Here is a 24,819-nt window from a genome sequence, read left to right as displayed (position 1 = left end):
TATCGGCCCAGCAACGATGCAAGAAAAAGGTGATTTTTATGCATGGCGCTTTCGCCTTGTTGGACTGACTCCACGCCCAGAAACGGCGTTGGATCAAGGGATGCATTAGGGGCTCTCTGATCCCACCCAGCCAACATATCCAAATTATGTCCCGGTGCTACGCATCGCAGCCATCTTCGGTATGTGCCGCGTGAACCCAACAAGCCCGGCCCACGCCAGGCCATGTGACACGGGCCCTAGCAGCCGCAAACCAACGCCCACAAATACCAGGTGACTTCCCTTGACGGGTTGCAAGCGCCACAGAAACAATCCACAACATCTTTATACTGTTTAAATGCACAGCCCTCGCCGCATCGCCCACCTCGACATGGACGCGTTCTACGCCTCCGTGGAGCTGCTGCGCTACCCGCAGCTCAAGGGCTTGCCGGTGGTGATTGGCGGCGGGCGGCGCAAGGAGGACGAGGCTTTGCGGCTGGCGCATGGCGGCGCCTTGGCAGACATTCCGGTGGCGGCGTTTCCGCTACTAAAGGATTATGTGGGGCGCGGCGTGATCACCACCGCCACCTACGCGGCGCGGCAGTTTGGCGTGGGCTCGGCCATGGGCCTGATGAAGGCAGCCAAGCTGTGTCCGCAGGCGATCTTGCTGCCGGTGGACTTTGAGGAAATCCGCCGCTATTCGCGCCAGTTCAAATCAATTGCCACCAGCATCGTGCCGGTGATGGAAGACCGCGGGGTGGACGAGATCTACCTAGACTTCACCGAGGTGCCTGGCGGCCAGCGCGAGGGCGGGCGGGTGCTGGCCCGGCTGATCCAGAAGGCCATACAAGACGCCACCGGCCTGACCTGCTCGGTAGGCGTGGCGCCCAACAAGCTGATCGCCAAGATGGCCAGCGAATTCAACAAGCCCAACGGCATCTCCGTGGTCCATGAAAGCGATGTGCAGACCCTGATCTGGCCGCTGAGTTGCCGCAAGATCAACGGCATAGGCCCCAAGGCCGGCGAGAAGCTGGCGGGCCTGGGCATACAGACGATTGGCGAGCTGGCCGCGGCCGAACCGCAGTGGCTGGTGGGCCATTTCGGCAAGGCCTATGGTGCCTGGATGCATGAGGCCGCCCATGGTCGCGATACGCGTCCGGTGGTGACCGAGAGCGAACCCGTGTCCATGAGCCGCGAAACCACCTTTGACCGTGACCTGCACGCCGTCAAAGACCGGGCCGAGCTGGGCGCGGTGTTCACCCGGCTGTGCGAACAGGTGGCCGCTGACCTGCAGCGCAAGGGCTATGTGGGCAAGACGATCGGCATCAAGCTGCGCTATGACGACTTCAAGATCGCCACGCGCGACCACACGCTGAGCCTGCCCACGGACGATGCCGTGCGCATACGCCAGGCCGCAGGCCAATGTCTGAAGCGTGCGCCGCTGGACAAACGGCTGCGGCTGCTGGGCGTGCGGGTGGGGTCACTGAGCAAGCGCGATGCCGCCCCGGATAGTTCAGATAAAAATATGCCTCCAGCGCAGGTAGTACCTGCACGAGCAGCTATCCATTTGGAAGCACAGACAGGCTGGCTGTTTTAGGCATGGGCCGAAGCACCGGGCCTTGCGTTATTGCTTCTGTATCCGAATGTAGCTTTACGTTATTCTGTGTCGCCTGCAGCTTCGGAAGCTTTTATGAGACAAAAATACCCCACGCTGGTCCTGGCTGCACTAGCTCTGTGCAGCCCGTGGGCGCTGGCCGATACCGGCAAGCTGCTACTGACCGGCGGAGTCAGCAGCATCGACGGTACAGCCGGCGGCGGCCTGGGGCCTTGGGCCGTGATTGGCAGCAATGCGACCGAGCGCGAAATCGGCGCCAGCGCGGCCATCACCCGCCTGCACACCCAGGACTACGGCCTGACCGTCGCCAGCGCGGCCGTCGGCATCCATGACCGGGTGGAGCTGTCGATCGCGCAGCAGGACTTTGACGCATCGCCAGCGTTGGCGCTGAACAGCATTGCCGCCTTTGGCGTCACGCCGGGCCAGCACATCAAGATGGACATTCTGGGCGCCAAGGTCCGCTTGGCGGGCGACGCGGTGCTGGACAGCGACAGCTGGATGCCGCAGATCGCCGTGGGCCTGGAGCACAAGACCGTGCACCCCGGCTCGCTGGGCTCGGTGCTGGACTTTCTGGGCACCCAACGCAGCGGCACCGACCTGTATGTCAGCGCCACCAAGCTCTTCCTGGCGCAGGGCCTGTTGGTCAACACCACACTGCGCAGCACCAATGCCAACCAGAACGGCCTGCTGGGCTTTGGCTCGGCCGCGCCAGGCAAAAACCAGCGCAGCCTGCAGCCTGAAGTGTCGGTGGCCTATCTGTTGAGCAAAAACCTGGCCCTGGGTGCCGAGTACCGCTTCAAACCGAACAACCTGGAAGCGCTGGGCGCGGCCGCCGGCCTGGGCTCGGCGCTGCGCGAGGACAACTGGGCCGATGTGTTCGTCGCCTGGGCGCCCAGCAAGAACCTGTCGTTGACCCTGGCCTATGTGGATCTGGGGCGCATCGTGCCGGGCGTCACGTCCGACCGCAAACAGACCGGGGCCTATCTGTCGGCCCAGATCGCATTCTGAGGAGCCACACCATGCCCGCCATCCGCCTATGGACCGCCGCCGCTGCGCTGTGCATTGCCTGTTGCACCCAGGCCCAAACCAGTACCGCCGCGCTGTACCAGTCGCTGGGTGAAAAGTCCGGCATCACCCTCCTGATGGACGACTTTGTGAACCGGCTCAAGGCCGACCCGCGCATCGGCAGGATGTTCGACGACATCAAACCCGCCTACCTGAAGGAACAGCTGACCGACCAGGTCTGCGAAATCAGCGGCGGCCCTTGCAAGTACGAGGGCGAGGAGATGAAGAAGTCGCACGAGAAGCTGGGCATAGACAAGGCCCAGTTCAATCTGCTGGTGGAAATACTGCAGCGCGCCATGGACGCGCGCGGCATTCCGTTCACCGCGCAAAACCAGTTGCTGGCCAAGCTCGCACCTATGCACCGTGAAATCATCACAGTGCACTGAGCCCCCACGCGCTTTAAACAAAAAGAGCTGCCAGCGCAGATAGCACCTGCGCTGGCAGCTCTTTATTTAATAGCAGTCCAGTTAAGGCGTTGTACGCAGCTCGCGCCGCAGCATCTTGCCCACGGTGGACTTGGGCAGGGCGTCGCGGAACTCCACGCTGCGCGGGCGCTTGTAGCCGGTGAGCTGCTGGGCGCAGAAGTCCAGCAGCACGGCCTCGCTCAGGCTGGCGTCTTTTTTCACCACAAACAGCTTCACCGCCTCGCCCGTCGCCGCATCGGGCACGCCCACGGCCGCGCATTCCAGCACCAGGGGGTGGAAGGCCGCCACGGCTTCGATCTCGTTCGGGTAGACGTTGAAGCCGTTGACCAGGATCATGTCCTTCTTGCGGTCCACGATGCGCACATGGCCCTGCGCGTCCATCACGCCCACATCGCCCGAGAGGAAGTAGCCATCGGCCGTCATGGCGGCGGCGGTGTCCTCGGGGCGCTGCCAGTAGCCGGCCATCAGCTGCGCGCCCTTGATGGCGATCTCGCCAGCCACGCCGGGGGCCACTTCCTGGCCGGCATCGTCCACGATGCGCAGGTCCACCCCCGGCAGCGGCAGGCCGATATGGCCGGTGAAGGCCTGGAGATCGGTGTGGTTGGAGGTGACGGCCGAGGCGGTTTCCGACAGGCCATAGCCCTCGGTGATGGGGCAGCCGGTGGCCGCCAGCCACTGGCTGGCCACGGCGGCCTGCACCGCGCTGCCGCCACCGTTGGAAATACACAGCTCGCTGAAGTCCAGCTGGCCGAAATCGGGGTGCTGCAGCAGCGCGTTGTATAGGGTGTTGACTGCGGGGAACATGTGCAGCTTGTAGGGCTTGAGCTGTTGCAGCATGGCGGACTGGTCACGCGGGTTGGCGATCAGGATGTTGCGCCCGCCGGCCCGCATGCCCAGCAGGCTGCACACCACAAAAGAGAACACGTGGTACAGCGGCAGCGCGCAGACGATGGTGAACTGCGTTGTGCGCACACGGCGCGCCAGGCCCGGGCGCATCCAGGCCTCACAGGCCAGCAGGCTGGCGGCCAGGGTGCTGTGCAACAGGGTGGCGCCCTTGCTCACGCCCGTGGTGCCGCCGGTGTACTGCAGCACCGCCGGGTCGCTGGGCTGGATCTGCGGCCGCTGGAACGGCAGGCCATGGCCCAGGCGGATTGCATCGACCAGGCGGCTGTGGCCGTCTTCACGCGGTGCGGCGGCCGGTGCCGCCACCAGCGCGGACAAGGCCTGGCCTGCGGGCAGACCCAGCAGGTCCGCACCGCCCACCACCAGCACTGTCTTGACATCGGTTTGGGCCAGGACGGCGTCCAGCGTGGGCAGAAACGGCTCCAGCACGATGATGGCTTTGGCGCCCGAGTCCTGCAACTGGTGCAGCAGCTCGCGCGGGGTGTACAGCGGGTTCACGTTGACGGTAATGCAGCCGGCACGCAGCACGGCCGCCATCGCCACCGGGAAGCTCAACAGATTCGGCAGCATGGTGGCCACACGGTCACCCGGCTGCAGCCCCTGGGCCTGCAGCCAGGCGGCCAGCGCCAGGGATAGGGCGTCGACATCGCCATACCGCAGGGCATGGCCCATGGACACATAGGCTTCGCTGTCAACGTGCTGGGCAAAGCTCTGCTCCAGCATGGCCACGACATCCGGAGTGGCCGAAGTGTCGAGGGTGGTGGGCATGCCGGGCGGGTAATGGGCGTGCCAGGGGCGTTGCATGGTGTTTCTCCGTAGATGGGACAAGTCGCTCAAATATAGCGCCCTCCTTCACGTGCTTTTCAGAGCCCCATGAAAAAGGCCCTTCCCGCAATTACAGAAAGGGCCTACAGCTATCCTAAAGATAGCATTTATAGACGAAAAAACTACGCGGCCATCTTGGCGGTTTTTTCATCCAGCAGGACTTCAGGCGCGTTCGCCTCGACCCAGGTTTCCTGGTTCAAGCCGGCGTGCAGGCGGTCCATATCGAGGTCACCGGTCCATTTGGCGACCACCAGGGTGGCCACGCCGTTGCCCACCAGATTGGTCAGCGCACGGGCTTCGGACATGAAGCGGTCAATGCCCAGGATCAGCGCCAGGCCGGCCACTGGCACATGGCCCACGGCAGACAGGGTGGCAGCCAGCACGATGAAGCCGCTACCGGTCACGCCGGCCGCACCCTTGGAGGTCAGCAGCAGCACCAGTAGCAGGGTGATCTGCTGGCCGATGTCCATCGGGGTGTCGGTGGCCTGGGCGATGAACACCGCGGCCATGGTCAGGTAGATAGAGGTGCCGTCCAGGTTGAAGGAATAACCGGTGGGGATCACCAGGCCGACCACGGACTTCTTGGCGCCCAGGTTTTCCATCTTCTCCATCATGCGTGGCAGCACCGATTCGCTGGACGAGGTGCCCAGCACGATCAACAGCTCTTCCTTGATGTACTTGATGAACTTGATGATGCTGAAGCCGTGCAAACGGGTGACGATGCCCAGCACCACCAGCACAAAGATCAGGCAGGTCAGGTAGAAGGTGCCCATCAGCTTGCCCAGTGAGAACAGCGAGCTGATGCCGTACTTGCCGATGGTGAAGGCCATGGCGCCAAACGCACCAATGGGGGCCAGCTTCATGATCACGCCGACGATGCTGAACAGCACGTGCGAGAACTTCTCGATGAAGTCAAACACCTGGGTGCCACGGCCACCAAACTTGTGCAGCGAAAAGCCGAACAGCACGGCAAACAACAGCACCTGCAGGATCTCGCCCTTGGCGAACGCGTCCACCACCGAGGTGGGGATGACGTTCAATAGAAAGTCCACCGTGCCGGTCATCTTGCCCGGGCCGGTATAAGCGGCGATGCCCTTGGTGTCCAGCGTGGAGGCATCCACATGCATGCCGTTACCGGGCTGTATCAGGTTCACCGTAACCAGCCCCACGATCAATGCCACCGTGCTCATGATCTCGAAGTACAGCAAGGCCAGGCCGCCAGTCTTGCCGACCTTCTTCATGTCTTCCATGCCGGCAATGCCCACCACCACGGTACAGAAAATGATGGGCGCAATGATCATCTTGATCAGCTTGATGAAGCCATCGCCCAGGGGCTTCATTTCGGCACCCAGCTCGGGGCGGAAATGCCCGAGAGCAATGCCGATCGCCACGGCGAACAGCACTTGCACATACAGGGAAGCGTAAAACGGCTTCTTGGGGACGGAGGGGTTCGCTTGCATAGGGCGGCCTTTTCAGGAGTAGGAGAAAAATACGCGGCCATATCACCGCACATATTGCAAGCAACTTTAGGCCCGAAAACCGGCCGCGACAGTGTGGAAAATACCGCCCCAGGGCCTAGGGTTTACCCCGGTATTTCTTTTATTCCACAGGCAAACTGACACGATTTACGCTCACAATGTCTCCATGGAAAACACAGACAAACTCAACGACCGCAACGTTGCCCTGGCCTGGGCGGAACTGCAAGCCCACGCCAGTGCGGGCCAGCCTCTGGAGGCCGATGCTTACCGCCTCGCCTTTGCCGACCCGGAGTTTTTGCTGCGCCGCGAAACCCGAGGCATACGCTTCCAACTGGAAATGCTCAAGCCCGACCTGGAGCAGCAGGAACAAGGCATAGAGAACACGGTAGTGGTGTTTGGCAGCGCCCGTTTCCCGGCGCCCGACGATGCGCAACGTGAACTGGCCGCAGCACAAGCCGGCGACGACGCCACCGCATTGAAGGTAGCCGAGCGCCGCATGCGCAATGCCCACTACTACGACCAGGCCCGGCTGTTTGCCCGCCTGGTGGCCCAGTACAGCGCCGACCAGCCCGCGGAAGACCGCCTCTACATCTGCACCGGTGGCGGCCCCGGCATCATGGAAGCAGCCAACCGCGGCGCACATGAAATGGGCGCGCTGAACGTGGGCCTGAGCATTGCCCTGCCGCATGAGCAAAGCGGCAACCGCTATGTGTCGCCCAGCCTGAACTTCAAGTTCCACTACTTTGCGCTGCGCAAGATGCATTTCATGATGCGCGCCAAAGCCCTGGTGGCCTTCCCCGGCGGCTTCGGCACACTGGACGAACTGTTTGAGGTGGTCACCCTGGTGCAGACCGGCAAGGCCAAGGCCGTGCCCATCATCCTGTTCGGCACCGACTACTGGAAGGGCCTGCTGAACTTCGATGTGCTGATAGAAGAAGGCGCCATCTCCCCCGCCGACCTGAAGCTGTTCACCTACGTGGACACGCCGGAGGAAGCCTGGAGCGCCATGCAGGCGTTCTACAAGCTATAAGACCTTGAAGACGCTCTAAGCCGTTCAAGACTCGCCGAAGTCGGCGGTCTTGAGCTGCCAGGCGGTGCGGGTGCCGCTGCCCACCACCACGCCCACCACCCAGAACAGGCCAGCCACGCCGATGTAGGCGCTGGCCAGGCCAAACAGCATGGGCATCATCACGCTGGATGCGTTGATGGTCATCAGGCGCAGACCCAGCGCCTCGCCATGGCGGTGCTCGGGCGTGATCTGGTGCAAGGTACTCATCACCATGGGTTGCACCGAGCCCAGCACCAACCCCAGCAAAACCGAGCACGCTCCCATGGCCACAGCGCCATGCAGCAGCGGGTATGCCGCAAACAACAGCGCCGTGGCACCCATGGCACCGGTAATCACCGCCCATTCGCGCAAATGTTGGGCCACCATGGGCATGACCATGCGCACCACAGCCGCCGCAATGGCGAACACGCCCAGGATGGTGCCTATGGTGGAAGCACTCAGGCCACGCTCATGGCCCAGGATGGGCACCACAAAGGTATGCACGTCCCAGCAGGACGACAGAAACCAGTTCACCAGCAACAAGCGGCGCAGCATGGGGTCGTGCAGCAAATCCCACACCCGGGCCTTGGCCGCGTTGGCTGGCGGGTGGATGGGCGGCAGCTCCTGCACACCACGCACCAGCGCCCAGGTCAGCACGGGCAACAACGCCAGCATGGCAAACGCGGCGCGGTAGCCAAAGGTGTCACCCGGCGCGGCGCCCGCATAGTCGATCAACAGCCCTGCCCCGAACGGCCCGATGAAGTTGGACACCGCCGGCCCCATGGCCAGCCAGCTGAACACCTGCTTGAGTTGGGTCGAACCCTCCACCGCCCGGCCCACATGGCGCTGCAACGCAATCACGGCTACGCCGGTAGCCCCGCCCGACAGCAAGGCGCTGAGACACAGCACTGGGTAGACCGGAAACACAGCCGCCAGTCCAGCCCCCAGCACCGCCATGACCACGCTGCCGGTGACCGGCAGGCGCAAGCCGTTGCGATCCGCAAAACGCCCGGCGGGCAAGGCCAGGAACACCTGGGTCAGAGCAAACAGGGCCAGCAGGAAGCCCACAGAGAAAGCGCTATATCCGGCCTTCAGGGCCAGCAAGGGCGAGGCCAGACGCAGCCCCGTCATGCAAGCATGCAGGCAGATTTGGGCCAGTATCAGACGCGCCAGGGCCAGGGTCATGCCGGCCCGTCGTCCAGATCGGCTTGCGCGGGCAACAGAGCCTGAGCCTCAGCATCCGGTAAAGCCTCGACCACTTTCAGCGCGCGGCGCATCTGGCGTGTACGGGTGTCGGCCTTGTCCAGGGTGTCGGAGGCTTTTTGCACCTGTTCGCGGATGCGCGCAACCCATTCGCCGTAGCGCTCGAACTCGGTCTTCACCGCGCCCAGCACCTTCCAGACTTCAGACGCCTGTTGCTCCAGCGCCAGCGTGCGGAAGCCCATGTGCAGGCTGTTCAGCATGGCCAGCAAGGTGGTTGGGCCGGCCAGGGTCACGCGGTAGTCGCGCTGCAGGCTGTCCATCAGGCCGGGGCGGCGCAACACCTCAGCGTACAAGCTCTCGATTGGCAAAAAGAGAATGGCGAAGTCGGTGGTATGCGGCGGCGCCAGGTAGCTCTCGGCAATGGATTTGGCCTCGGTGCGAATGCGCGCCTCCAGCGCCTTGGCGGCTGCCTCGGCAGCAACAGCGTCGGCGCGCTCGTGCGCGTCCAGCAGGCGCTCGTAGTCGTCACGCGGGAACTTGGCGTCTATCGGCAGCCATACAGGCGCGCCGTCGGCGCTGCGGCCCGGGAAGCGCACCGCAAAATCCACGCGCTGGTTGCTACGCGGCTTGGTTTCAATCTGCTTGCCGTATTGCTCGCTGGTCAACACCTGCTCCAGCAGGTTTTCCAGTTGCACTTCACCAAACATGCCACGGGTTTTGACGTTGGTGAGCACGCGCTGCAGGTCACCCACGCCCTGGGCCAGCGACTGCATCTCGCCCAGGCCTTTGTGCACCTGCTCCAGCCGGTCAGCGACTTGCTTGAAGCTTTCGCCCAGGCGGGTTTCCAGGGTGTTTTGCAGCTTTTCGTCTACGGTCTGGCGCATCTCATCCAGCTTGGCGGCATTGCTTTGCTGCAGCTGCTGCAACTGGCTTTCCAGCGTGGCGCGCACCTCGCCGATGCGCCGGGCGTTGGACTCACCCAAGGCCTGCAGCTGGGTACTGAGCGTGTCAGACAGCGTCTTTTGCAACAATGCCAGCTGCTGGGCAAAGGCGTCAATCTGCGTGTTCTGCGTGCGGGTGGCCTCGGCACTTTGCTGTACCAGGCTGCGCTGGAAGGTGGCGAAGCTGGTAGCCAGCTCTTGCCGGTCGGTGCGGGCGGAATCGGCGATCTCGCGGCGCAGCTCCTGGGCCAGCCGGTCCATCGCCGTGTGGTCGGGTGCGGCGGGCTTGCGCAACAGCAGCAAGGCGAGCAACAGCAGGTTCAGCACGCCCAGGCCAGACAACAGGCCCCATTCGATTCCAGTCATGTATGCTATTTATTTCGTAGCTAGATGCGCAAGGTTTATGGGCGTGAGCGGCTTGTTTTTTATAAGAAAACCGACGAGATTGTCGGTGGCCAGCTGGGCCATGGCGGTGCGCGTGGCGACGGTGGCGCTGGCGATGTGCGGGGTCAGCACCACGTTCGGCACGGTCAGCAAATCAGGGTGGACTTTCGGCTCACCCTCGAACACGTCCAGGCCAGCGGCGGCAATGCGCCCCTCACGCAGGGCCACGGCCAGGGCCGCATCGTCCACGATGCCGCCACGGGCGATATTGACCAGGGTGGCGGTGGGCTGCATCAGCGCCAGCTCGGCAGCACCTATGGTGTGGTGCGAGGCGGCCGAATACGGCACCACCAACACCACGTGGTCGGCGGTCTTCAGCAGCTCCTCCTTGGACACGTAGCGGGCCTTGCATGCGGCCTCGGTCGCCGCGTCCAGGCGGGAACGGTTGTGGTAGACCACGTTCATGCCAAAGCCGTGGGCGCCACGCCTGGCAATGCCCTGCCCTATACGGCCCATGCCGATGATGCCCAGCGTGCTGCCGTGGATCTCGGCACCGGCAAACATGTCGTAGCTCCACTTCTTCCACAGACCGGCGCGCAGGAAGTGCTCGCTCTCGCAAACGCGGCGGGCGGTGGCCATCAACAGCGCAAAGCCAAAGTCGGCAGTGGTTTCGGTCAGCACATCGGGCGCATTCGTGGCCAGCACGCCGGCCGCGCTCATGGCGTCGATGTCGAAATTGTTGTAACCCACGGCCATGTTGGCGCAAACGCGCAGCTGTGGGCAGGCGGCCAGCACCTCGGCATCGATGCGTTCGCTGCCGGTGGTGAATGCCCCCACCTTGCCCTGCAAATGGGCGATCAGGTCGGCCTTGGTCCAGCTGGCATCGTCCTGGTTGGACTCCACTTCAAAGTGCTGCTCCAACTGGGCAATGATGGACGGGAATATCTTGCGGGCGACGAGGATGGCGGGTTTGGTCATGTAGGGGTCTCGATTTCAAAAACCTGGCGCAGGTAGGCGATGTATTTCTCGTCGTCGCACATATTCTTGCCCGGGCTGTCGGACAGCTTGGCCACGGGCTGGCCATTGCAGCGGGTGAGCTTGATGACGATCTGCAGCGGCACGTGGTTGGGCGGGTCGCCCATGTCGTTGGTCAGGTTGGTGCCGATACCAAAGGCCAGCAGGCAACGGCCGCGGAACTGCTGGTACAGCTCGATGGTGCGCGGCACCGTCAGGCCGTCGCTGAAGATCAGGGTCTTGGTCAGCGGGTCCACGCGGTTCTGCTTGTAGTGCGCCAGCAGGCGCTCACCCCAGCGGAAGGGGTCGCCGCTGTCGTGGCGCGCGCCGTCGAACAACTTGCAGAAGTACATGTCGAAGTCGCGTAAAAACGCATCCATGCCGTAGACGTCGCTGAGGGCAATGCCCAAGTCTCCACGGTATTCCTTGGCCCACATTTCAAAGCCGAAGACCTGGCTGTCGCGCAATCGCGGGCCCAGTGCCTGGCAGGCCTGCAGGTACTCATGGGCCATGGTGCCCAACGGTGTTAATCCTAATTTCATAGCATAGAACACATTGCTGGTGCCCGCGAACTGGCCTTTTGCCCCCGCACCCAGGCGGGCCACCAGCACCCGCAGCACTTCCTCATGCCAGGCTTTGCTAAAGCGTCGGCGGGTGCCGTAGTCGGCAATCTTCAGTTCCTGCAGGCCGTCGGCGCGCAGTTGCTGGATCTTGGCGTCCAGGCGGCGGCGGCCCTCGATAAAGTCGGGCACCGGCTGGGTGTTGCGGAAATAGACCTCGTTGATGATGGCCAGCACCGGGATTTCAAAGGGAATCACGTGCAACCAGGGGCCCTGGATGGAAATCTCGATCTCGCCGCTGGGCAGGGGCGTGACCTGGATGTATTTCTCGTTCAGCCGAAACAGGCCGAGAAAATCCACAAAATCGCTCTTGATGAAGCGCATGGAGCGCAGGTAGGCCAGCTCAGCCTCCTGGAAACGCAGGCTGCACAGCGAGCGGATTTCGTCGCGTATCTCTTCTACAAACGGGGCCAGCTGGACGCCGGGGTTGCGGCATTTGAACTTGTACTGGACCTGCGCCGCAGGGAACTGGTGCAGCACCACCTGCATCATCGTGAACTTGTAAAGGTCGGTGTCAAGCAGGCTGGTGATGATCATAGAAAGCGTGGCCGCAAAGGCCCCACAACGCGGTAGCTAAAGAAGTGCCGCAAAGTGTAGGGGATTCACGCCAACGCGACCTGGTGGAGAACCATAGGCCTCCAGCCAGGCTGGCTTTAAGGCCGGTTCATGCGCCCAAGCGCAATGCCCCGGCCACCGGCGCCGCCGGCGCATGGCCGTAGCCATCACGCAGCTTGAATACCGCCACCACCTGCACCAGCTCATTGGACTGGGCACGCAGGCTGTTGGCGGCGGCGGCCATTTCTTCCACCAGGGCGGCGTTCTGCTGCGTCACCTGGTCCATCTGGGTGACGGCCTCGCCGACCTGGGCCACGCCCATGGACTGCTCGTTGCTGGCGGTACTGATCTCGCCCATGATGTCAGTCACCTGTTTGATGGAGTTCACCACCTCGGCCATGGTGGCGCCCGCCTGATCCACCTGGGCCGTGCCCTGGGCCACGCGCTCCACACTGGTACTGATGAGGTGCTTGATCTCTTTAGCCGCGTCTGCGCTACGCCCGGCCAGGCTGCGCACCTCGCTGGCCACCACGGCAAAACCACGGCCTTGCTCGCCCGCACGGGCAGCTTCCACGGCGGCGTTCAAGGCCAAGATATTCGTTTGGAAGGCAATGCCGTCGATCACGCTGATGATGTCGCTGATCTTCTTCGAGCTGTCGTTGATGCCCTTCATGGTCTCGACCACCTGGCCCACGGCCGCGCCACCCTTGGCGGCCACCTGGGATGCTTTCATCGCCAGTTCGTTCGCCAGGCGAGAACTGTCGGCGTTTTGCCGCACATTGGAGCTCAGCTCCTCCATGGAGGCCGCAGTCTGCTCCAGCGCGCTGGCCTGGCTCTCGGTACGGGCGCTCAGGTCATCGTTGCCCTGGGCGATTTCGGCACTGGCGGTGGCCACGTTTTCAGAGCCGGAACGCACATTGGTCACCACCCGCTCCAGGCTGGACTGCATCTCACCCAGGCTGCTCAGCAATTGGCCCACTTCGTCGGTGCGCTGGCCGTTGATGCGGGCAGTCAGGTCTCCAGCAGCCACACGGCGTGCCAAACCGATCGCGTCATGCAGAGGCAGCACAATGCCACGCGCCAGGTGCCAGGCAGCGGCTGCCGCCAACACAAAGGTGAGCACAAACGCCAGCGCCGCAATGCGCACCAGGTTACGGTGCTGGACCTCGCTGCTGGACAGCGCCGCTGCCACATTGGCGTCCTGGATCGCCACCAGATGGCTGATCGCATCTATCCATTGGTCCTGCACCGGGCTGACCTTGGTAACCAGGATGGAGGCCGCGGTATCCGGGCGGAAATTGCTGGCGTACTCTTCGGCCTTTTGCAAGGGCTCCAACGTGTCCTGCTCCAGCTTGGCGGCTTTAGCCAGGTCCGCAGCCTCCTCCGCGGTGGGTTCCAACTGGGTGAAGCGGGCGAGATTCTTCTTGTAGACCTCTTTCAGGGCGCGCAGGCCATCCACTTCTTTTTTCATTTCGTCCACGTCGGAGCGCAAGCCGATATTGCGTGCCTGCAGCCCCTGTCGGAACACCGTATCGCGCATGGCACCGGCAACTTCCCTGCGTTCCTTGGCCTTGTTAAGTGCACTGTCAAACTGGACCCGACCCTGCGCATCCAGCACGAACGTGGCCACCAGCACCAGGGCTGGTAACACCAGTGCCATGCCCACGGCCAGATACAAACGCTGCGAAATCTTCAGATTCATGGCCGTACCTCCCATGCATGGGACGGCCCCATGGCACGCAAACCCGATTCAGTTGTTTCAAACATGCTGCTGTGTTCCTTGTGTCCATACCTGTTGGCATCTGCGATGCCCGCGCGTCCGCTCAGCTAGCCGCTGTACGCACTGACTATCTCTTGGAAGCAGCAGCGCACCCATACTGGTTTACCATTAATCAAGTCGATTGATTTATTGAAGCATCGCCTGCTGCGGCACCAATACGTATCCACAGAAAACAGATACGCAAACCACCAAGAGTCCCGACTATCCGGCAATCGCACACAGATGACACTAGGGTTTTCGATAAGTAAAACAAATTGATTTAGTAACTATAGTTCGCTGCCCGCCTGAAATTCAGCTTGTATTTCAACGGCACCTGCCCCCAACCGAACCCTGTGTTCATTCCTATCCTGGAGACAACATGAAGAAGTCCACCGCTACCCTGGTACTTTCCGCCATTGCTTTCGCTGCTACCAGCGCCTGCGCTGCCGAGCCCGTGATCGGCCTGATCACCAAGACCGAAACCAATCCCTTCTTCGTGAAAATGAAAGAAGGCGCGCAAGCCGAGGCCAAGAAGCTAGGTGCCAAGCTGCTCAGCGCAGCCGGCAAGGCAGACGGTGACAACGCCGGGCAGGTGACGGCCATTGAAAACATGATCGCAGCTGGCGCGAAGACCATCATGATCACCCCCAATGACTCCAAGGCCATCGTCCCCAGCATCAAGAAGGCCCAAGCCCAAGGCGTGATGTTCATCGCCCTGGACAGCCCCACTGACCCCGTGGAAGGCACCGACGCCCTGTTCGCCACCGACAACTACAAAGCCGGTGTTCTGATTGGCGAATACGCCAAGAGCGCCATGGCTAGCAAGCCCGCCAAGATTGTGACCCTGGACCTGTTCCCTGGCCACCCTGTGGGCGCACAACGCCACAACGGCTTCATGAAAGGCTTTGGCCTGGCCGCAGCTGACGCCAAGAGCAACGAGCTGTCCAAGACCGCTGAAATCGTTTGTATGGCCGACAGCTTTGGCGACCAGGCCAAGGGCCAGACCGCCATGGAAAACTGCCTGCAGAAGAATCCTGACGTGAACGTGGTCTACACCATCAACGAACCCGCAGCTGCAGGTGCCTACCAGGCACTGAAGGCCGCAGGCAAGGAAAAAGACGTGCTGATCGTGTCGGTGGACGGCGGCTGCGCAGGCGTGAAGAACGTCAAGGCCGGCATGATTGCCGCCACCTCGCAACAGTACCCGCTGAAGATGGCCAGCATGGGCGTGGCTGCTGGCGTGGCATTCGCCAAGGACGGCAAAAAGGCCTCCGGCTACACCGACACCGGTGTGACGCTGATCACCGACAAGCCACAAAAGGGCGTGGACAGCAAGGACACCAAAGTTGGTATGGACTTGTGCTGGGGCAACAAGTAATCTGGCTCTGAACTGAACCGTGGGGCGCCTGTTTGCGCGGGCGCCCTATTCCCTCCCTTCATCCCAAAGACCACCATGGCTAGCCTCAAAGAAAAACTACCCCCCATAGGCACACTGGGGCCATTTATCGCCCTTTTCATTGCGTGCATATTTTTCGCAACGCAAAACGAACGCTTTCTCTCTGCAACCAATTTCTCACTGATCCTGCAACAGGTGATGGTGGTGGGTGTTATCGCCATCGGCCAAACACTGATCATTCTGACCGCCGGCATCGATTTATCCTGCGGCATGGTGATGGCCCTGGGCGGCATCGTGATGACCAAGGTGGCGGCTGAATTCGGCCTGCCTGCACCGCTGGCCATACTCTGCGGTATCGCAGTCACGGCATTTTTTGGCCTGGTCAACGGCCTGCTGGTAACCCGCATCAAGCTGCCCCCGTTCATCGTGACGCTGGGCACACTCAACATCGCGTTTGCGATTACGCAGCTGTATTCCAACGCCCAAACCATGACCGATGTGCCCCCCCTGATGACAGCACTCGGCACTACTTTCCGCATCGGCGGCACGGCTGTCGCCTGGGGCTCGGTGGTCATGCTGCTGCTGTATTTAGGTGTGTGGTTCTACCTGCGTGAAACCGCATCCGGCCGCCACGTCTACGCCGTAGGCAACAACCCTGAAGCTACCCGTCTAACCGGTATTCCGACCGAACGCGTACTGCTGGGCGTCTATGTGCTGGCAGGTATCTTCTACGGCATCGCCTCCCTGCTGTCCGTGGCCCGCACTGGCGTGGGCGACCCCAACGCCGGCCAGACCGAGAACCTGGACGCCATCACCGCTGTGGTGCTGGGCGGCACCAGCCTGTTTGGTGGACGCGGCATGATTCTGGGTTCGCTGGTCGGAGCCATCATCGTGGGCGTGCTACGCAACGGCCTGACGCTCATGGGTGTGCAGTCCGTCTACCAGGTTTTGATCACCGGTATTCTGGTGATCCTGGCCGTCACCATTGACCAACTTTCACGCAAGGGAGCCCGTTGATCATGGCTAACGACGCAAAAATTGTGATGCGCGCCACTGGCTTGGTGAAGCGCTACGGCCAGGTAACGGCCTTGGACGGCGCCGACTTCGAGCTGCGTGCCGGTGAAATTCTGGCCGTGATTGGTGACAACGGCGCGGGCAAATCGTCTCTCATCAAATGCCTGTCCGGCGCCACGATTCCCGACTCCGGTGAAATCCAGCTCGACGGCGAGAACATCCATTTCAAGAGCCCCATGGATGCCCGCAAGGCCGGCATCGAAACGGTGTACCAGGATTTGGCTGTGGCAGCTGCCATGTCGATTTCGGAAAACCTGTTCCTGGGCCGCGAAATCCGCCGCGATGGCTTTATGGGCAATGTGCTGCGCATGCTCGACAAGAAGAAGATGCTGGAGCAAAGCATCGCCCGCATGAACGACCTGAAAGTAGGTATCCGGTCTATGACCCAGGCGGTGGAAACCCTATCGGGTGGACAACGCCAGTGCGTGGCAGTTGCCCGCGCTGCCGCTTTTGCCCAGCACGTAGTGATCATGGACGAACCCACGGCCGCCCTGGGCGTCAAAGAAGGCAATATGGTGCTGGAGCTGATCCGCCGGGTGCGCGACAAAGGCCTGTCGGTGGTGCTGATCTCGCACAACATGCCGCATGTATTTGAAATTGCCGACCGTATCCACGTGGCCCGCCTGGGCAAACGCGGCTGCGTGTTGAACCCCAAGGCCATCAGCATGGCCGACACCGTTGCGGTCATGACCGGGGCCATTCGCCCCGACGAGCTGCCCGCCGGTTGCCTGGCGAATTGAAAGACTGACGCATGCTCAAAGGAATTGATCCACTGCTCACGCCCGAGCTGTTGAAGGTTTTGGCGGAAATGGGGCACGACGACGCGGTTTTGTTGGCCGATGCCAACTTCACCGCAGTGCGCCTGGCTGCTGGCAAACCGGTGCTGCGCTTACCCGGTGTCAGCATGCTGCGGGCGGTGCAGGCCGTCAACTCGGTGCTGCCACTGGCGACAGATGTGGAGTCACCGGTGGCGTTCATGCAGGTCTCGGATACCACCGCGCCCTATCGCTCGGGCCTGCAACGCGAGGTGCTGGAATTGCTGCAGCCCAGCCTGCAGCCAGGCCAGAACCCCGAGCCTATCGAACGCTTTGCGTTTTACGAACGGGTGCGCAACATCTACGCCATCGTGTTGACCGGTGAACTACAGCCGTTCGGCAACTTCATTCTGCGCAAAGGAGTGATCGGCGAAAATCTACGCCCATGACTCCCCCTCTAGCCTCGCCCCTGCTGCGCCCGCGCGGCTCCAACCATGTGGGCATGCGCCAGTTCAACGAACGTGTGGTGCTACAGGCCATCCGCCAGCACGGCAGCCTGCCCAAGGCCGAACTGGCGCGCATTACCAGCCTCACGGCCCAAACGATAGGGCTGATCACCTCCCGCCTGGAAGAGGACGACCTGCTGCTGCGCCACGAGCCCGTACGCGGGCGCATCGGTCAGCCGTCCGTCCCTCTTGCGCTGAATCCAGACGGCGCGTTTTCCATAGGCATCAAGGTCGGGCGGCGCGGTACCGATTGGTTGCTGGTGGACTTCACCGGCAAGGTACGCCAACGCCTGACCCTGCCCTATGCCTTTCCCGATGCTGCCACGCTTCTACCGGCCTTGGGCCAGCACCTGGCCACGCTGTGCGATGCGCTGGGGCCGCTGAGCCCTCGCCTGGTTGGCATCTGCGTAGCCGCACCCTTCCAGCTCGGCGGTTGGCACAAGATGCTGGGTCTGTCAGAAGCCCAGTCCAGTGCCTGGAACCAGATCGACCTGGGTGCCGAGGTGCAAGCCATGACCGACTTGCCGGTCAGCTTTGCCAAGGATGCCACCGCAGCCTGCGTGGCCGAGTTGGTGGCGGGCCAAGGCCGCAACCTGAAGACCTTTCTCTACCTGTTTGTCGATACCTTCGTGGGCGGCAGCCTGGTCATCAACTCGCATCTGCACGCTGGCATGCGCGGTAATGCCGGAGCCGTGGCTTCACTGCCCATGTATCTGGCGCAAACAACCGGCGCCGCACCCGAGCAATTGCTGGTCAATGCCTCCCTGTGGGAGCTGGAACAACGCCTGCAAGCCCACGGCCTGGACCCCAGCGCAGCCTACGATGAACGCGCAATGCAAGCCCCGTTTGCCACAGAAACACAGAAATGGGTGACCCGTGCCGCCAACGCCCTGGCGCACTGCGTGGTCAGTGGCACGGCGTTTCTGGCTCCGGAGGCCGTGGTGATCGATGGTTCCATGTGCCGCCCGCTGCTGCAGCAACTGCTGGCCAGCACCCAACAGGCGCTGAAAGACTACAACTGGGAGGGTCTGTGGCCCACACCCATCGTGGCAGGCAGCATAGGCTCGGACGCGCATGCCCTGGGCGGAGCCCTGCTGCCCCTGCACTCCAACTTTGCACCCGACCGGGATCTGTTCCTCAAAGCGTAAACATCGCCCCCCAAAACGACACCTCGCCGTGGAACTGTTCCGCCAGAAAATCCAAGAACCGCCGTACCGATAACACCATGCACGGCGCGACGGCAACATCGGTCAGCGCAGTGGGTGAGATCGAGGCACAGATGCCTAAAGCCCCAAGGCCTGCCAACGCCGCCAGTACTCCAGCGCCACGGTGTAGGTGTTGACCTGCACCTGCACCGTCTGCTCCAGCTGCGTGCCGTAGCCGCCGGCCATGGCAAACGCCAGGGGCAGACGGCGCTGCCAGGCCCAGTCAAAAACACGACGATCGCGCGCCTGCAATCCATCAAAACTGAGCTTCAGGCGCCCCAAACGGTCTCCCTCGAACGGATCGGCACCGGCCAGGTAGATCACAAGATCGGGTTCAAAGCGCTGGCCCAACTGCTCCAGCGCGTTTTCCAGCGCCTCCAGATAAGCCACGTCGCCGCAGCCATCGGGCAAGCCCACATCCAGGTCACTGGCCTGTTTAAGAAATGGGAAGTTCTTCTCTCCGTGCAATGACAGAGTGAACACGCTGGCATCCCCTTGGAAGATGCTCGCCGTGCCATCGCCCTGGTGCACGTCCAGGTCCACCACCGCCACCTGCAAAGGCCTGCGGTGCGTACGCCCCCACTCCATCTGCGCTACGCGAGCGGCAATGGCCGCATCGTTGAACACACAGAAGCCCGCCCCCTTGTCGGCACGCGCATGGTGCGTACCCCCCGCCATATTCGCGGCAATACCCTGCCCAGCCATGGCGTCACGCACCGCCGCCACCGTAGCGCCCGCTGAGCGACGTGAGCGCTCCACCATGGCCGGGCTCCAGGGAAAGCCAATGTCCCGCATCACCTGCGGCTGCAGTTGCACGATAGACCCATCCTCCAGCGACTGGATATAGGCGGGATGGTGGGCCAGGGCCAGCTCTCCATCACTGGCACGCGGCGCCTCACGCTGCACGACCTGGGCTAGCTCCGAGGCCACGCGGTCGCGCAACATGCGGTACTTGGCCATGGGGAAACGGTGACCCGCTGGCAGGGGCAGCACAAAGTGGTCGGAGTAGTACGCGTGCATGGGAATCGCTATCGCAATGTGACTAAGGTGCAGGCCCCACCTGGGGATAGAGTCGAATATCTAATGTGCTGCAGCGCAGCATAAAAGCCTTGCATGCCAGAACAGGCGGCCTATAATTTAATCCATGCTGCACTGCAACATAAACCGGCGGATAGCCAGTCTCAGCGCAGATGTTGGATCTTTTACCGTTTCTTAATTAACTGGAGATTTTTATATGATGACTGCTGAACAAGTTCTGGCCTCCCACAAAGCTACCGTTGAAACCCTGTTCGGTCTGACGACCAAGGCTTTCGAAGGCGTTGAAAAGCTGGTGGAACTGAACCTGACCGCTTCCAAGGCAGCCCTGTCCGAAGCCGCTACCCACTCCCAAGCTGTTCTGAGCGTGAAAGACGCCCAAGAACTGCTGGCCCTGCAAGCTGGCCTGCTGCAGCCCCTGGCTGAAAAGACCGCCGCTTACAGCCGCCACCTGTATGACATCGCCCAAGGCACCAGCGCCGAATTCGGCAAAGCCATCGAAGGCCAAACCGCTGAAGCCCAAAAGAAGGTTGCTGGCCTGATCGAAAGCGCTGCCAAGAACGCCCCAGCCGGCTCCGAGTCCGCCGTGGCTGTGCTGAAAAGCGCCGTGACTGCTGCCAACAACGCTTTTGAATCCGTTCAAAAGGCTGTGAAGCAAGCTTCCGACGCCGCTGAAGCCAACTTCAAGGCTGTTGCTGCTACCGCTGTGAGCGCCGCTGGCACCACCGCCGCTGCCGCTACCAAGAAGCGTTAATTCGCCAAGGGCTTTCCTGGCTGCATGCCAGGGCCCGAACGGACAGTCCTGATTTGAAGCCTAGGTTTCCACCAGTTGTCTCCTCGGGTCCTTTCGACGCCATCAGGCTCAGGGATCCCTTACAGGCCTCGTCGCAAGACGGGGCCTTTTTTTATGCCCGTTTACTTTCAGGCCTGCGTCAATGGCTCTTGGCTAGCATGGCCGCCTTGAGCTGCGGCAGAGCCTGGAGCATGGCCGCACGCCCGGCCTCGATGGCACGGCGGCGCGCGCCGAAATCGGCACTCTTCACGCCCAGCAAAGACGGGCGTACCACCACATCGGCTTCACGCAGCTCGTAGACATTGATGCTCTTGCCCATGATGGCAAAGGTTTGCAGCAATATCTGCATGGTGTCGTTGGCCAGGTTGCCTTCGGGGGCGCTGGAAATATCCACCGCCACCACCAGCTCAGCCCCCATCTGCCGCGCATAGCGCACAGGCACGGGTGACACCAGGCCGCCATCCACATATTCGTGCCCGGATATCTTGACCGGCTGGAATACCGCCGGCACCGCACTGGAAGCGCGCACGGCGGTGCCGGTATCGCCGCGCTGGAACAGTACTGCGTCGCCGCTGTTCAGGTCCGTCGCCACCACACCCAGGGGCATGGGCATGCTTTCAATCGGCCGGCTGCCCACCTGGGCGTTTACATATCGGGCCAAGGCGTCGCCGCGCAACATGCCGCGGCTGAAAATGGGCAAGGTCCAGTCGGTGAAGGCGGCTTCCTCCATGGTCTCGGCCACCTGCTGCAACTGCGCGCCGTTCTTGCCGCTGGCATACAGCGAAGCCACCAGGCTGCCGGCCGAGGTACCCACCACCAGATCGGGGCGTATACCCGCCTCTTCCAGCACCTGGATCACCCCCACATGGGCAAAACCACGCGCTGCGCCGCCGCCCAGGGCCAGGCCTATGCGCGGCGGACGCTTCACGGCAGGCGGATTCGGTGCCGGCGGGGCCACCTCCACCGGTGCCGTCACGCAGCCCGCCAAACCCAGGGCAGCGCCCAGCAACGTACCCAATACCAAACCACGGCGCCCATTCGGCCCCAACTGCTGCGCTTGCACGTCTTGTCTGCCCATCTTGTTCCTGCTTCTATCAAAAAAATAGCGGCTGGCGCACATGCTACGTGCGCCAGCCGCTATTTTGATGCCCAAACCAGGCTAGGCAGGTAAAGCTGCTTTTTTGGCGCTCACGGCCTTCACGATACGCGGCAGCAGCAACACGGACAGCACCACCACCAGCAAGGTCACAGACATGGGCCGCTCCAGGAACACCGTCCACTTGCCCTCGCCTATCGACAACGCGTTGCGCATCTGAGCCTCGGCCAGCGGGCCCAGGATCATGCCCACCACCACCGGTGCGGTCGGGAAGTCAAAGCGCCGCATCACCACGCCCAGCAGGCCTATACCGTACAGCAGCACCAGGTCGAACGCGCTCTGGCGCATGCCGTACACACCCACCGTGGCGAAAATCAGGATGCCGGCGTACAGCTGGGGCTTGGGAATCTTCAGCAGCTTGACCCACAGGCCCACCATGGGCAGGTTCAGCACCAGCAACATCACATTGCCGATGTAGAGCGAGGCAATCAGCGCCCACACCAGTGAGGCGTTGGTGTCAAACAGCTGCGGACCCGGCTGTATGCCGTAGTTCTGAAAGGCGCCGAGCAAAATAGCCGCCGTGTTCGAGGTCGGGATGCCCAGCGTCAACAACGGAATCAGCGTGGCGGTGATGGCCGCGTTGTTCGCCGCCTCCGGCCCGGCCACGCCCTCGATGGCGCCGGTAGTGCCAAACTCCTCCTTGTGCTTGGAGATCTTTTTCTCCACTGCGTAGCTCAGAAAGGTAGGAATCTCGCTACCACCCGCCGGAATGGTGCCGAACGGAAAGCCGATGAAGGTGGCCCGCAGCCAGGCCGGCCAGGAGCGCTTCCACTCGGCCGCCGTCATATGCACCTTGCTCATCGGGTTGCGCGACTCGGCCACGCGCCCTTCGAACATCACGTTGTACAAAGCCTCGCTCACGGCGAACAGGCCCACGGCAATCAGCACCACCTCCAGTCCGTCCATCAGCTCAGGTACACCGCCGGTGTAGCGGGCCGCGCCGGTCAACTGGTCCAGCCCCACCAGACCCATGGCCAGGCCGATGAACAGCGAGGTCAACCCGCGCAGCGTGCTCTTGCCCAGCACCGCGCTCACAGTGGTGAAGGCCAGCAACATCAGCAGGAAGTACTCGGGTGGCCCCAGCCGCACCGCATAGGTCGCCACCAGGGGTGCAAACAGCGTCACCAGCACCGTGGCGATGGTGCCCGCCACGAACGAGCCTATGGCCGCCGTGGCCAGCGCCGCGCCAGCCCGGCCGCTCTTGGCCATCTTGTTGCCCTCCATGGCCGTGACCATGGAGCCCGTCTCACCCGGCGTATTCAGCAAGATGGAGGTGGTGGAGCCGCCGTACATCGCGCCGTAGTAGATGCCCGCAAAAAAGATCATCGAAGCCGTGGCCTCGACCTTTACCGTGATGGGCAGCAGCATCGCCACCGCAGTCGCGGGGCCAATGCCCGGCAGCACGCCAATCGCCGTGCCCAGGGTGCAGCCCAGCAGAGCCCACAGCAGGTTGATGGGTGTGCCTGCAGTGATGAAACCCTGCAGCAAGTTGTTCCAGATATCCATTACAGCCACCCCGTCTGTGTCAGGCCAGGCAAGTTGATGGCCAATAGTTTGGTAAACATCCAGTACACCGGAGCGGAAATCAAAAGACCCACCAGCACATCGCGCAGGCTGGCCCGCAGCCCCCGGCCGCGTTGCCCTTCGGCCGAGGTAAAACCGCGCACCGCCAAGGCAAAGCACAGAGTGCAGCTCAAAATGAAACCCAGGCTGGTGATCAGTGCCGCATTCGCCAAAATGCCGACCGACACCCAGGCAAACGCCGCCCAATCGGCCCGCTCGGCACCCGAGGCCTCGTCCATGGCGCGGAAGCCGCCAGTGCTGGCCTCCCACACCATCCAGGCACCCAGCACGCACAGCACCAGCGCCACCACCCAGGGTAGAAAGTTGGGGCCCACGCCCGCATAGCCGGCCTCGGAGGTGATGCCCAGCGCACCCAGCGCCATGGCCGCACCCAGGCCCACCGTACCCAGACCAATCCAGGTCTGGGGAGATCGCACAGCCAACGCCATGGCCTTACACCATGCCCGACTTGACCATGGTCGCGCGCAAGCTGGCGAAGTCGTCGTCCACGAACTTCTCGAACTCGGCCCCGGTCAGCAGCGCGGGCGTCCAGTTGTTCTTTTCCACCGCCTCGGCCCAGGCCTTGGACTTGGTAGCCTTGACCAGCACGTCAATCAACTGCTTGCGCTGCTCTGGCGTGATGCCGGCCGCGCCATAGACGCCGCGCCAGTTGCCGATCTCCACATTGATGCCCATCTCCTTCAGGGTCGGGATGTCCACGCCCTTCATGCGCGTGCCCGAGGTCACGGCCAGCGCCTTCATCTTGCCGGTCTTGATGTATTCAGAGAACTCGCTCAGGCCGCTGCCGCCCACCGTGACGTTGCCGCCCAGGATGGCCGCAGTCGCCTCGCCGCCGCCCCGGAAGGCCACGTAGTTGATCTTGGACGGATCCACGCCCACGTCGCGGGCAATCATGGCCGCGGCGATGTGCTCGGTGGAGCCGCGCGAGCCGCCGCCCCATTTGATGCTGCCCGGATCCTTCTTCAGCTGCTCCACCACTTCCTTCATGGACTTGTAGGGCGAGTTGGCCGGCAGCACGAACACGTTGTACTCGGTGGTCAGCCGGGCAAGCGGAGTCGCCTGCGACAGGCTGACCGGTGGCTTGCCGGTGATGATGCCGCCCAGCATCACGGCACCCATCACCATCACGGCGTTCGGGTCACCCTTGTTGCCGTTGACGAACTGCGCCAGGCCCAAGGCGCCCGCAGCGCCGCCCTTGTTGTCAAAGCTCACGGTATCGGCCACCTGGGCATCCGTCATGGCCTTGCCCAGGGCACGGCCCGTGGTGTCCCAGCCGCCACCCGGGTTGGCGGGGATCATCATCTTGATGTTGGGAGCGGCGCGGGCCGACAGAGGCAGGGTTCCGGCTGCGGCCAGTGCCGCCAGGGACTTCAGAAAAACATCACGACGCATCGCGGTCTCCTTGTGGATTGTTGGAATTGGTCGATGATGCAAAGCCAGCCTGTCAGTTGGCTGTCGAAAAGCACTAGGGAAAATGCTAGGCCCCACGGGCGCTTACAGTCTC

The 24,819-nt window shown here is 62.5% G+C and carries 22 protein-coding genes; 10 read left to right on the top strand and 12 right to left on the bottom strand.

Features of this window, described 5'->3' with window-relative positions:
- The first annotated feature begins 334 nt into the window (after nt 1–334).
- From dinB to AC07O2_RS18045, 3 genes are all read left to right on the top strand, one after another.
- A complete protein-coding gene (gene dinB, locus AC07O2_RS18055; RefSeq protein ID WP_495077129.1) occupies nt 335–1,573 on the top strand; it encodes a DNA polymerase IV in 1,239 nt (412 codons plus the stop codon).
- A 93-nt stretch (nt 1,574–1,666) separates the two neighbouring features.
- The gene (locus AC07O2_RS18050; protein WP_495077128.1) at nt 1,667–2,599 is read left to right on the top strand and encodes a DUF3034 family protein; all 933 of its coding nucleotides are present in this window, start codon (nt 1,667–1,669) and stop codon (nt 2,597–2,599) included.
- Between the two features lie 11 nt (nt 2,600–2,610).
- Entirely contained in the window at nt 2,611–3,042 is a 432-nt protein-coding gene (locus AC07O2_RS18045) for a group I truncated hemoglobin (RefSeq protein WP_495077127.1), read from the top strand.
- A gap of 81 nt (nt 3,043–3,123) precedes the next feature.
- Here AC07O2_RS18045 and AC07O2_RS18040 read toward each other — a convergent pair whose 3' ends face one another.
- Together AC07O2_RS18040 and AC07O2_RS18035 are read right to left on the bottom strand one after the other, a co-directional pair.
- The gene (locus tag AC07O2_RS18040) at nt 3,124–4,788 is read right to left on the bottom strand and encodes an AMP-binding protein (protein ID WP_495077126.1); all 1,665 of its coding nucleotides are present in this window, start codon (nt 4,786–4,788) and stop codon (nt 3,124–3,126) included.
- A gap of 143 nt (nt 4,789–4,931) precedes the next feature.
- Nucleotides 4,932–6,269 carry a dicarboxylate/amino acid:cation symporter gene (locus tag AC07O2_RS18035; RefSeq protein WP_495077125.1) on the bottom strand — a complete coding sequence of 446 codons (1,338 nt, stop codon included), beginning with the start codon at nt 6,267–6,269 and terminating at the stop codon, nt 4,932–4,934.
- Between the two features lie 184 nt (nt 6,270–6,453).
- On the opposite strand from AC07O2_RS18035, the gene AC07O2_RS18030 reads away from it, so the two are divergent.
- The gene (locus tag AC07O2_RS18030) at nt 6,454–7,317 is read left to right on the top strand and encodes an LOG family protein (protein ID WP_495077124.1); all 864 of its coding nucleotides are present in this window, start codon (nt 6,454–6,456) and stop codon (nt 7,315–7,317) included.
- Between the two features lie 24 nt (nt 7,318–7,341).
- Here the strand turns inward: AC07O2_RS18030 and AC07O2_RS18025 are convergent, their stop codons facing one another.
- From AC07O2_RS18025 to AC07O2_RS18005, 5 genes are all read right to left on the bottom strand, one after another.
- Nucleotides 7,342–8,520 carry an MFS transporter gene (locus tag AC07O2_RS18025; RefSeq protein ID WP_495077123.1) on the bottom strand — a complete coding sequence of 393 codons (1,179 nt, stop codon included), beginning with the start codon at nt 8,518–8,520 and terminating at the stop codon, nt 7,342–7,344.
- Nucleotides 8,517–9,845 (bottom strand): DNA recombination protein RmuC, encoded by a 1,329-nt coding sequence (locus AC07O2_RS18020; RefSeq protein WP_495077122.1) that lies wholly within the window; start codon nt 9,843–9,845, stop codon nt 8,517–8,519. Before AC07O2_RS18020 ends, AC07O2_RS18025 begins: the two co-directional genes overlap by 4 nt.
- Nucleotides 9,846–9,854: 9 nt before the next feature.
- A complete protein-coding gene (locus AC07O2_RS18015; protein ID WP_495077121.1) occupies nt 9,855–10,841 on the bottom strand; it encodes a 2-hydroxyacid dehydrogenase in 987 nt (328 codons plus the stop codon).
- The gene (gene pncB, locus AC07O2_RS18010) at nt 10,838–12,034 is read right to left on the bottom strand and encodes a nicotinate phosphoribosyltransferase (protein WP_495077120.1); all 1,197 of its coding nucleotides are present in this window, start codon (nt 12,032–12,034) and stop codon (nt 10,838–10,840) included. Before pncB ends, AC07O2_RS18015 begins: the two co-directional genes overlap by 4 nt.
- Before the next feature lie 127 nt (nt 12,035–12,161).
- Nucleotides 12,162–13,754: a methyl-accepting chemotaxis protein gene (locus AC07O2_RS18005; protein WP_495077119.1), complete on the bottom strand. Its 1,593-nt coding sequence runs from the start codon at nt 13,752–13,754 to the stop codon at nt 12,162–12,164.
- A 436-nt stretch (nt 13,755–14,190) separates the two neighbouring features.
- Between AC07O2_RS18005 and AC07O2_RS18000 the strand changes: the two genes are divergently transcribed.
- The 5 genes from AC07O2_RS18000 to AC07O2_RS17980 all read left to right on the top strand — a co-directional run bounded on the left by AC07O2_RS18000 (nt 14,191) and on the right by AC07O2_RS17980 (nt 18,690).
- The gene (locus AC07O2_RS18000) at nt 14,191–15,189 is read left to right on the top strand and encodes a sugar ABC transporter substrate-binding protein (protein ID WP_495077118.1); all 999 of its coding nucleotides are present in this window, start codon (nt 14,191–14,193) and stop codon (nt 15,187–15,189) included.
- Nucleotides 15,190–15,264: 75 nt separating this feature from the next.
- A complete protein-coding gene (locus tag AC07O2_RS17995) occupies nt 15,265–16,224 on the top strand; it encodes an ABC transporter permease (RefSeq protein ID WP_495077117.1) in 960 nt (319 codons plus the stop codon).
- A 2-nt stretch (nt 16,225–16,226) separates the two neighbouring features.
- A complete protein-coding gene (locus AC07O2_RS17990; protein ID WP_495077116.1) occupies nt 16,227–17,021 on the top strand; it encodes an ATP-binding cassette domain-containing protein in 795 nt (264 codons plus the stop codon).
- Nucleotides 17,022–17,032: 11 nt separating this feature from the next.
- Nucleotides 17,033–17,485: an RbsD/FucU family protein gene (locus AC07O2_RS17985; protein WP_495077115.1), complete on the top strand. Its 453-nt coding sequence runs from the start codon at nt 17,033–17,035 to the stop codon at nt 17,483–17,485.
- A complete protein-coding gene (locus tag AC07O2_RS17980; protein WP_495077114.1) occupies nt 17,482–18,690 on the top strand; it encodes an ROK family transcriptional regulator in 1,209 nt (402 codons plus the stop codon). The genes AC07O2_RS17985 and AC07O2_RS17980 overlap by 4 nt, the downstream gene beginning before the upstream one ends.
- Nucleotides 18,691–18,825: 135 nt before the next feature.
- On the opposite strand, the gene AC07O2_RS17975 is transcribed toward AC07O2_RS17980, so the two are convergent.
- Complete coding sequence (locus AC07O2_RS17975; RefSeq protein ID WP_495077113.1) at nt 18,826–19,767, bottom strand: histone deacetylase family protein; 942 nt, start codon at nt 19,765–19,767, stop codon at nt 18,826–18,828.
- Nucleotides 19,768–19,981: 214 nt separating this feature from the next.
- Between AC07O2_RS17975 and AC07O2_RS17970 the strand changes: the two genes are divergently transcribed.
- Nucleotides 19,982–20,536 carry a phasin family protein gene (locus AC07O2_RS17970; RefSeq protein WP_495077112.1) on the top strand — a complete coding sequence of 185 codons (555 nt, stop codon included), beginning with the start codon at nt 19,982–19,984 and terminating at the stop codon, nt 20,534–20,536.
- 178 nt (nt 20,537–20,714) lie between these two features.
- Here AC07O2_RS17970 and AC07O2_RS17965 read toward each other — a convergent pair whose 3' ends face one another.
- The 4 genes from AC07O2_RS17965 to AC07O2_RS17950 form a co-directional block, all read right to left on the bottom strand.
- Nucleotides 20,715–21,653, bottom strand: a complete 939-nt coding sequence (locus AC07O2_RS17965; RefSeq protein WP_495077111.1) for a patatin-like phospholipase family protein — start codon at nt 21,651–21,653, stop codon at nt 20,715–20,717.
- Between the two features lie 81 nt (nt 21,654–21,734).
- Nucleotides 21,735–23,237, bottom strand: coding sequence for a tripartite tricarboxylate transporter permease (locus AC07O2_RS17960; RefSeq protein WP_495077110.1), 1,503 nt, complete (start codon nt 23,235–23,237; stop codon nt 21,735–21,737).
- A complete protein-coding gene (locus AC07O2_RS17955; RefSeq protein ID WP_495077109.1) occupies nt 23,237–23,743 on the bottom strand; it encodes a tripartite tricarboxylate transporter TctB family protein in 507 nt (168 codons plus the stop codon). The genes AC07O2_RS17960 and AC07O2_RS17955 overlap by 1 nt, the downstream gene beginning before the upstream one ends.
- Nucleotides 23,744–23,747: 4 nt before the next feature.
- A complete protein-coding gene (locus AC07O2_RS17950; RefSeq protein ID WP_495077108.1) occupies nt 23,748–24,707 on the bottom strand; it encodes a tripartite tricarboxylate transporter substrate binding protein in 960 nt (319 codons plus the stop codon).
- Nucleotides 24,708–24,819 lie beyond the last annotated feature (112 nt).

Source organism: Rhodoferax sp. GW821-FHT10B06 (assembly GCF_059415605.1).
The sequence above is the reverse complement of the archived record's forward strand: the minus strand, read 5'-3'. Positions and strand labels throughout refer to the sequence as shown.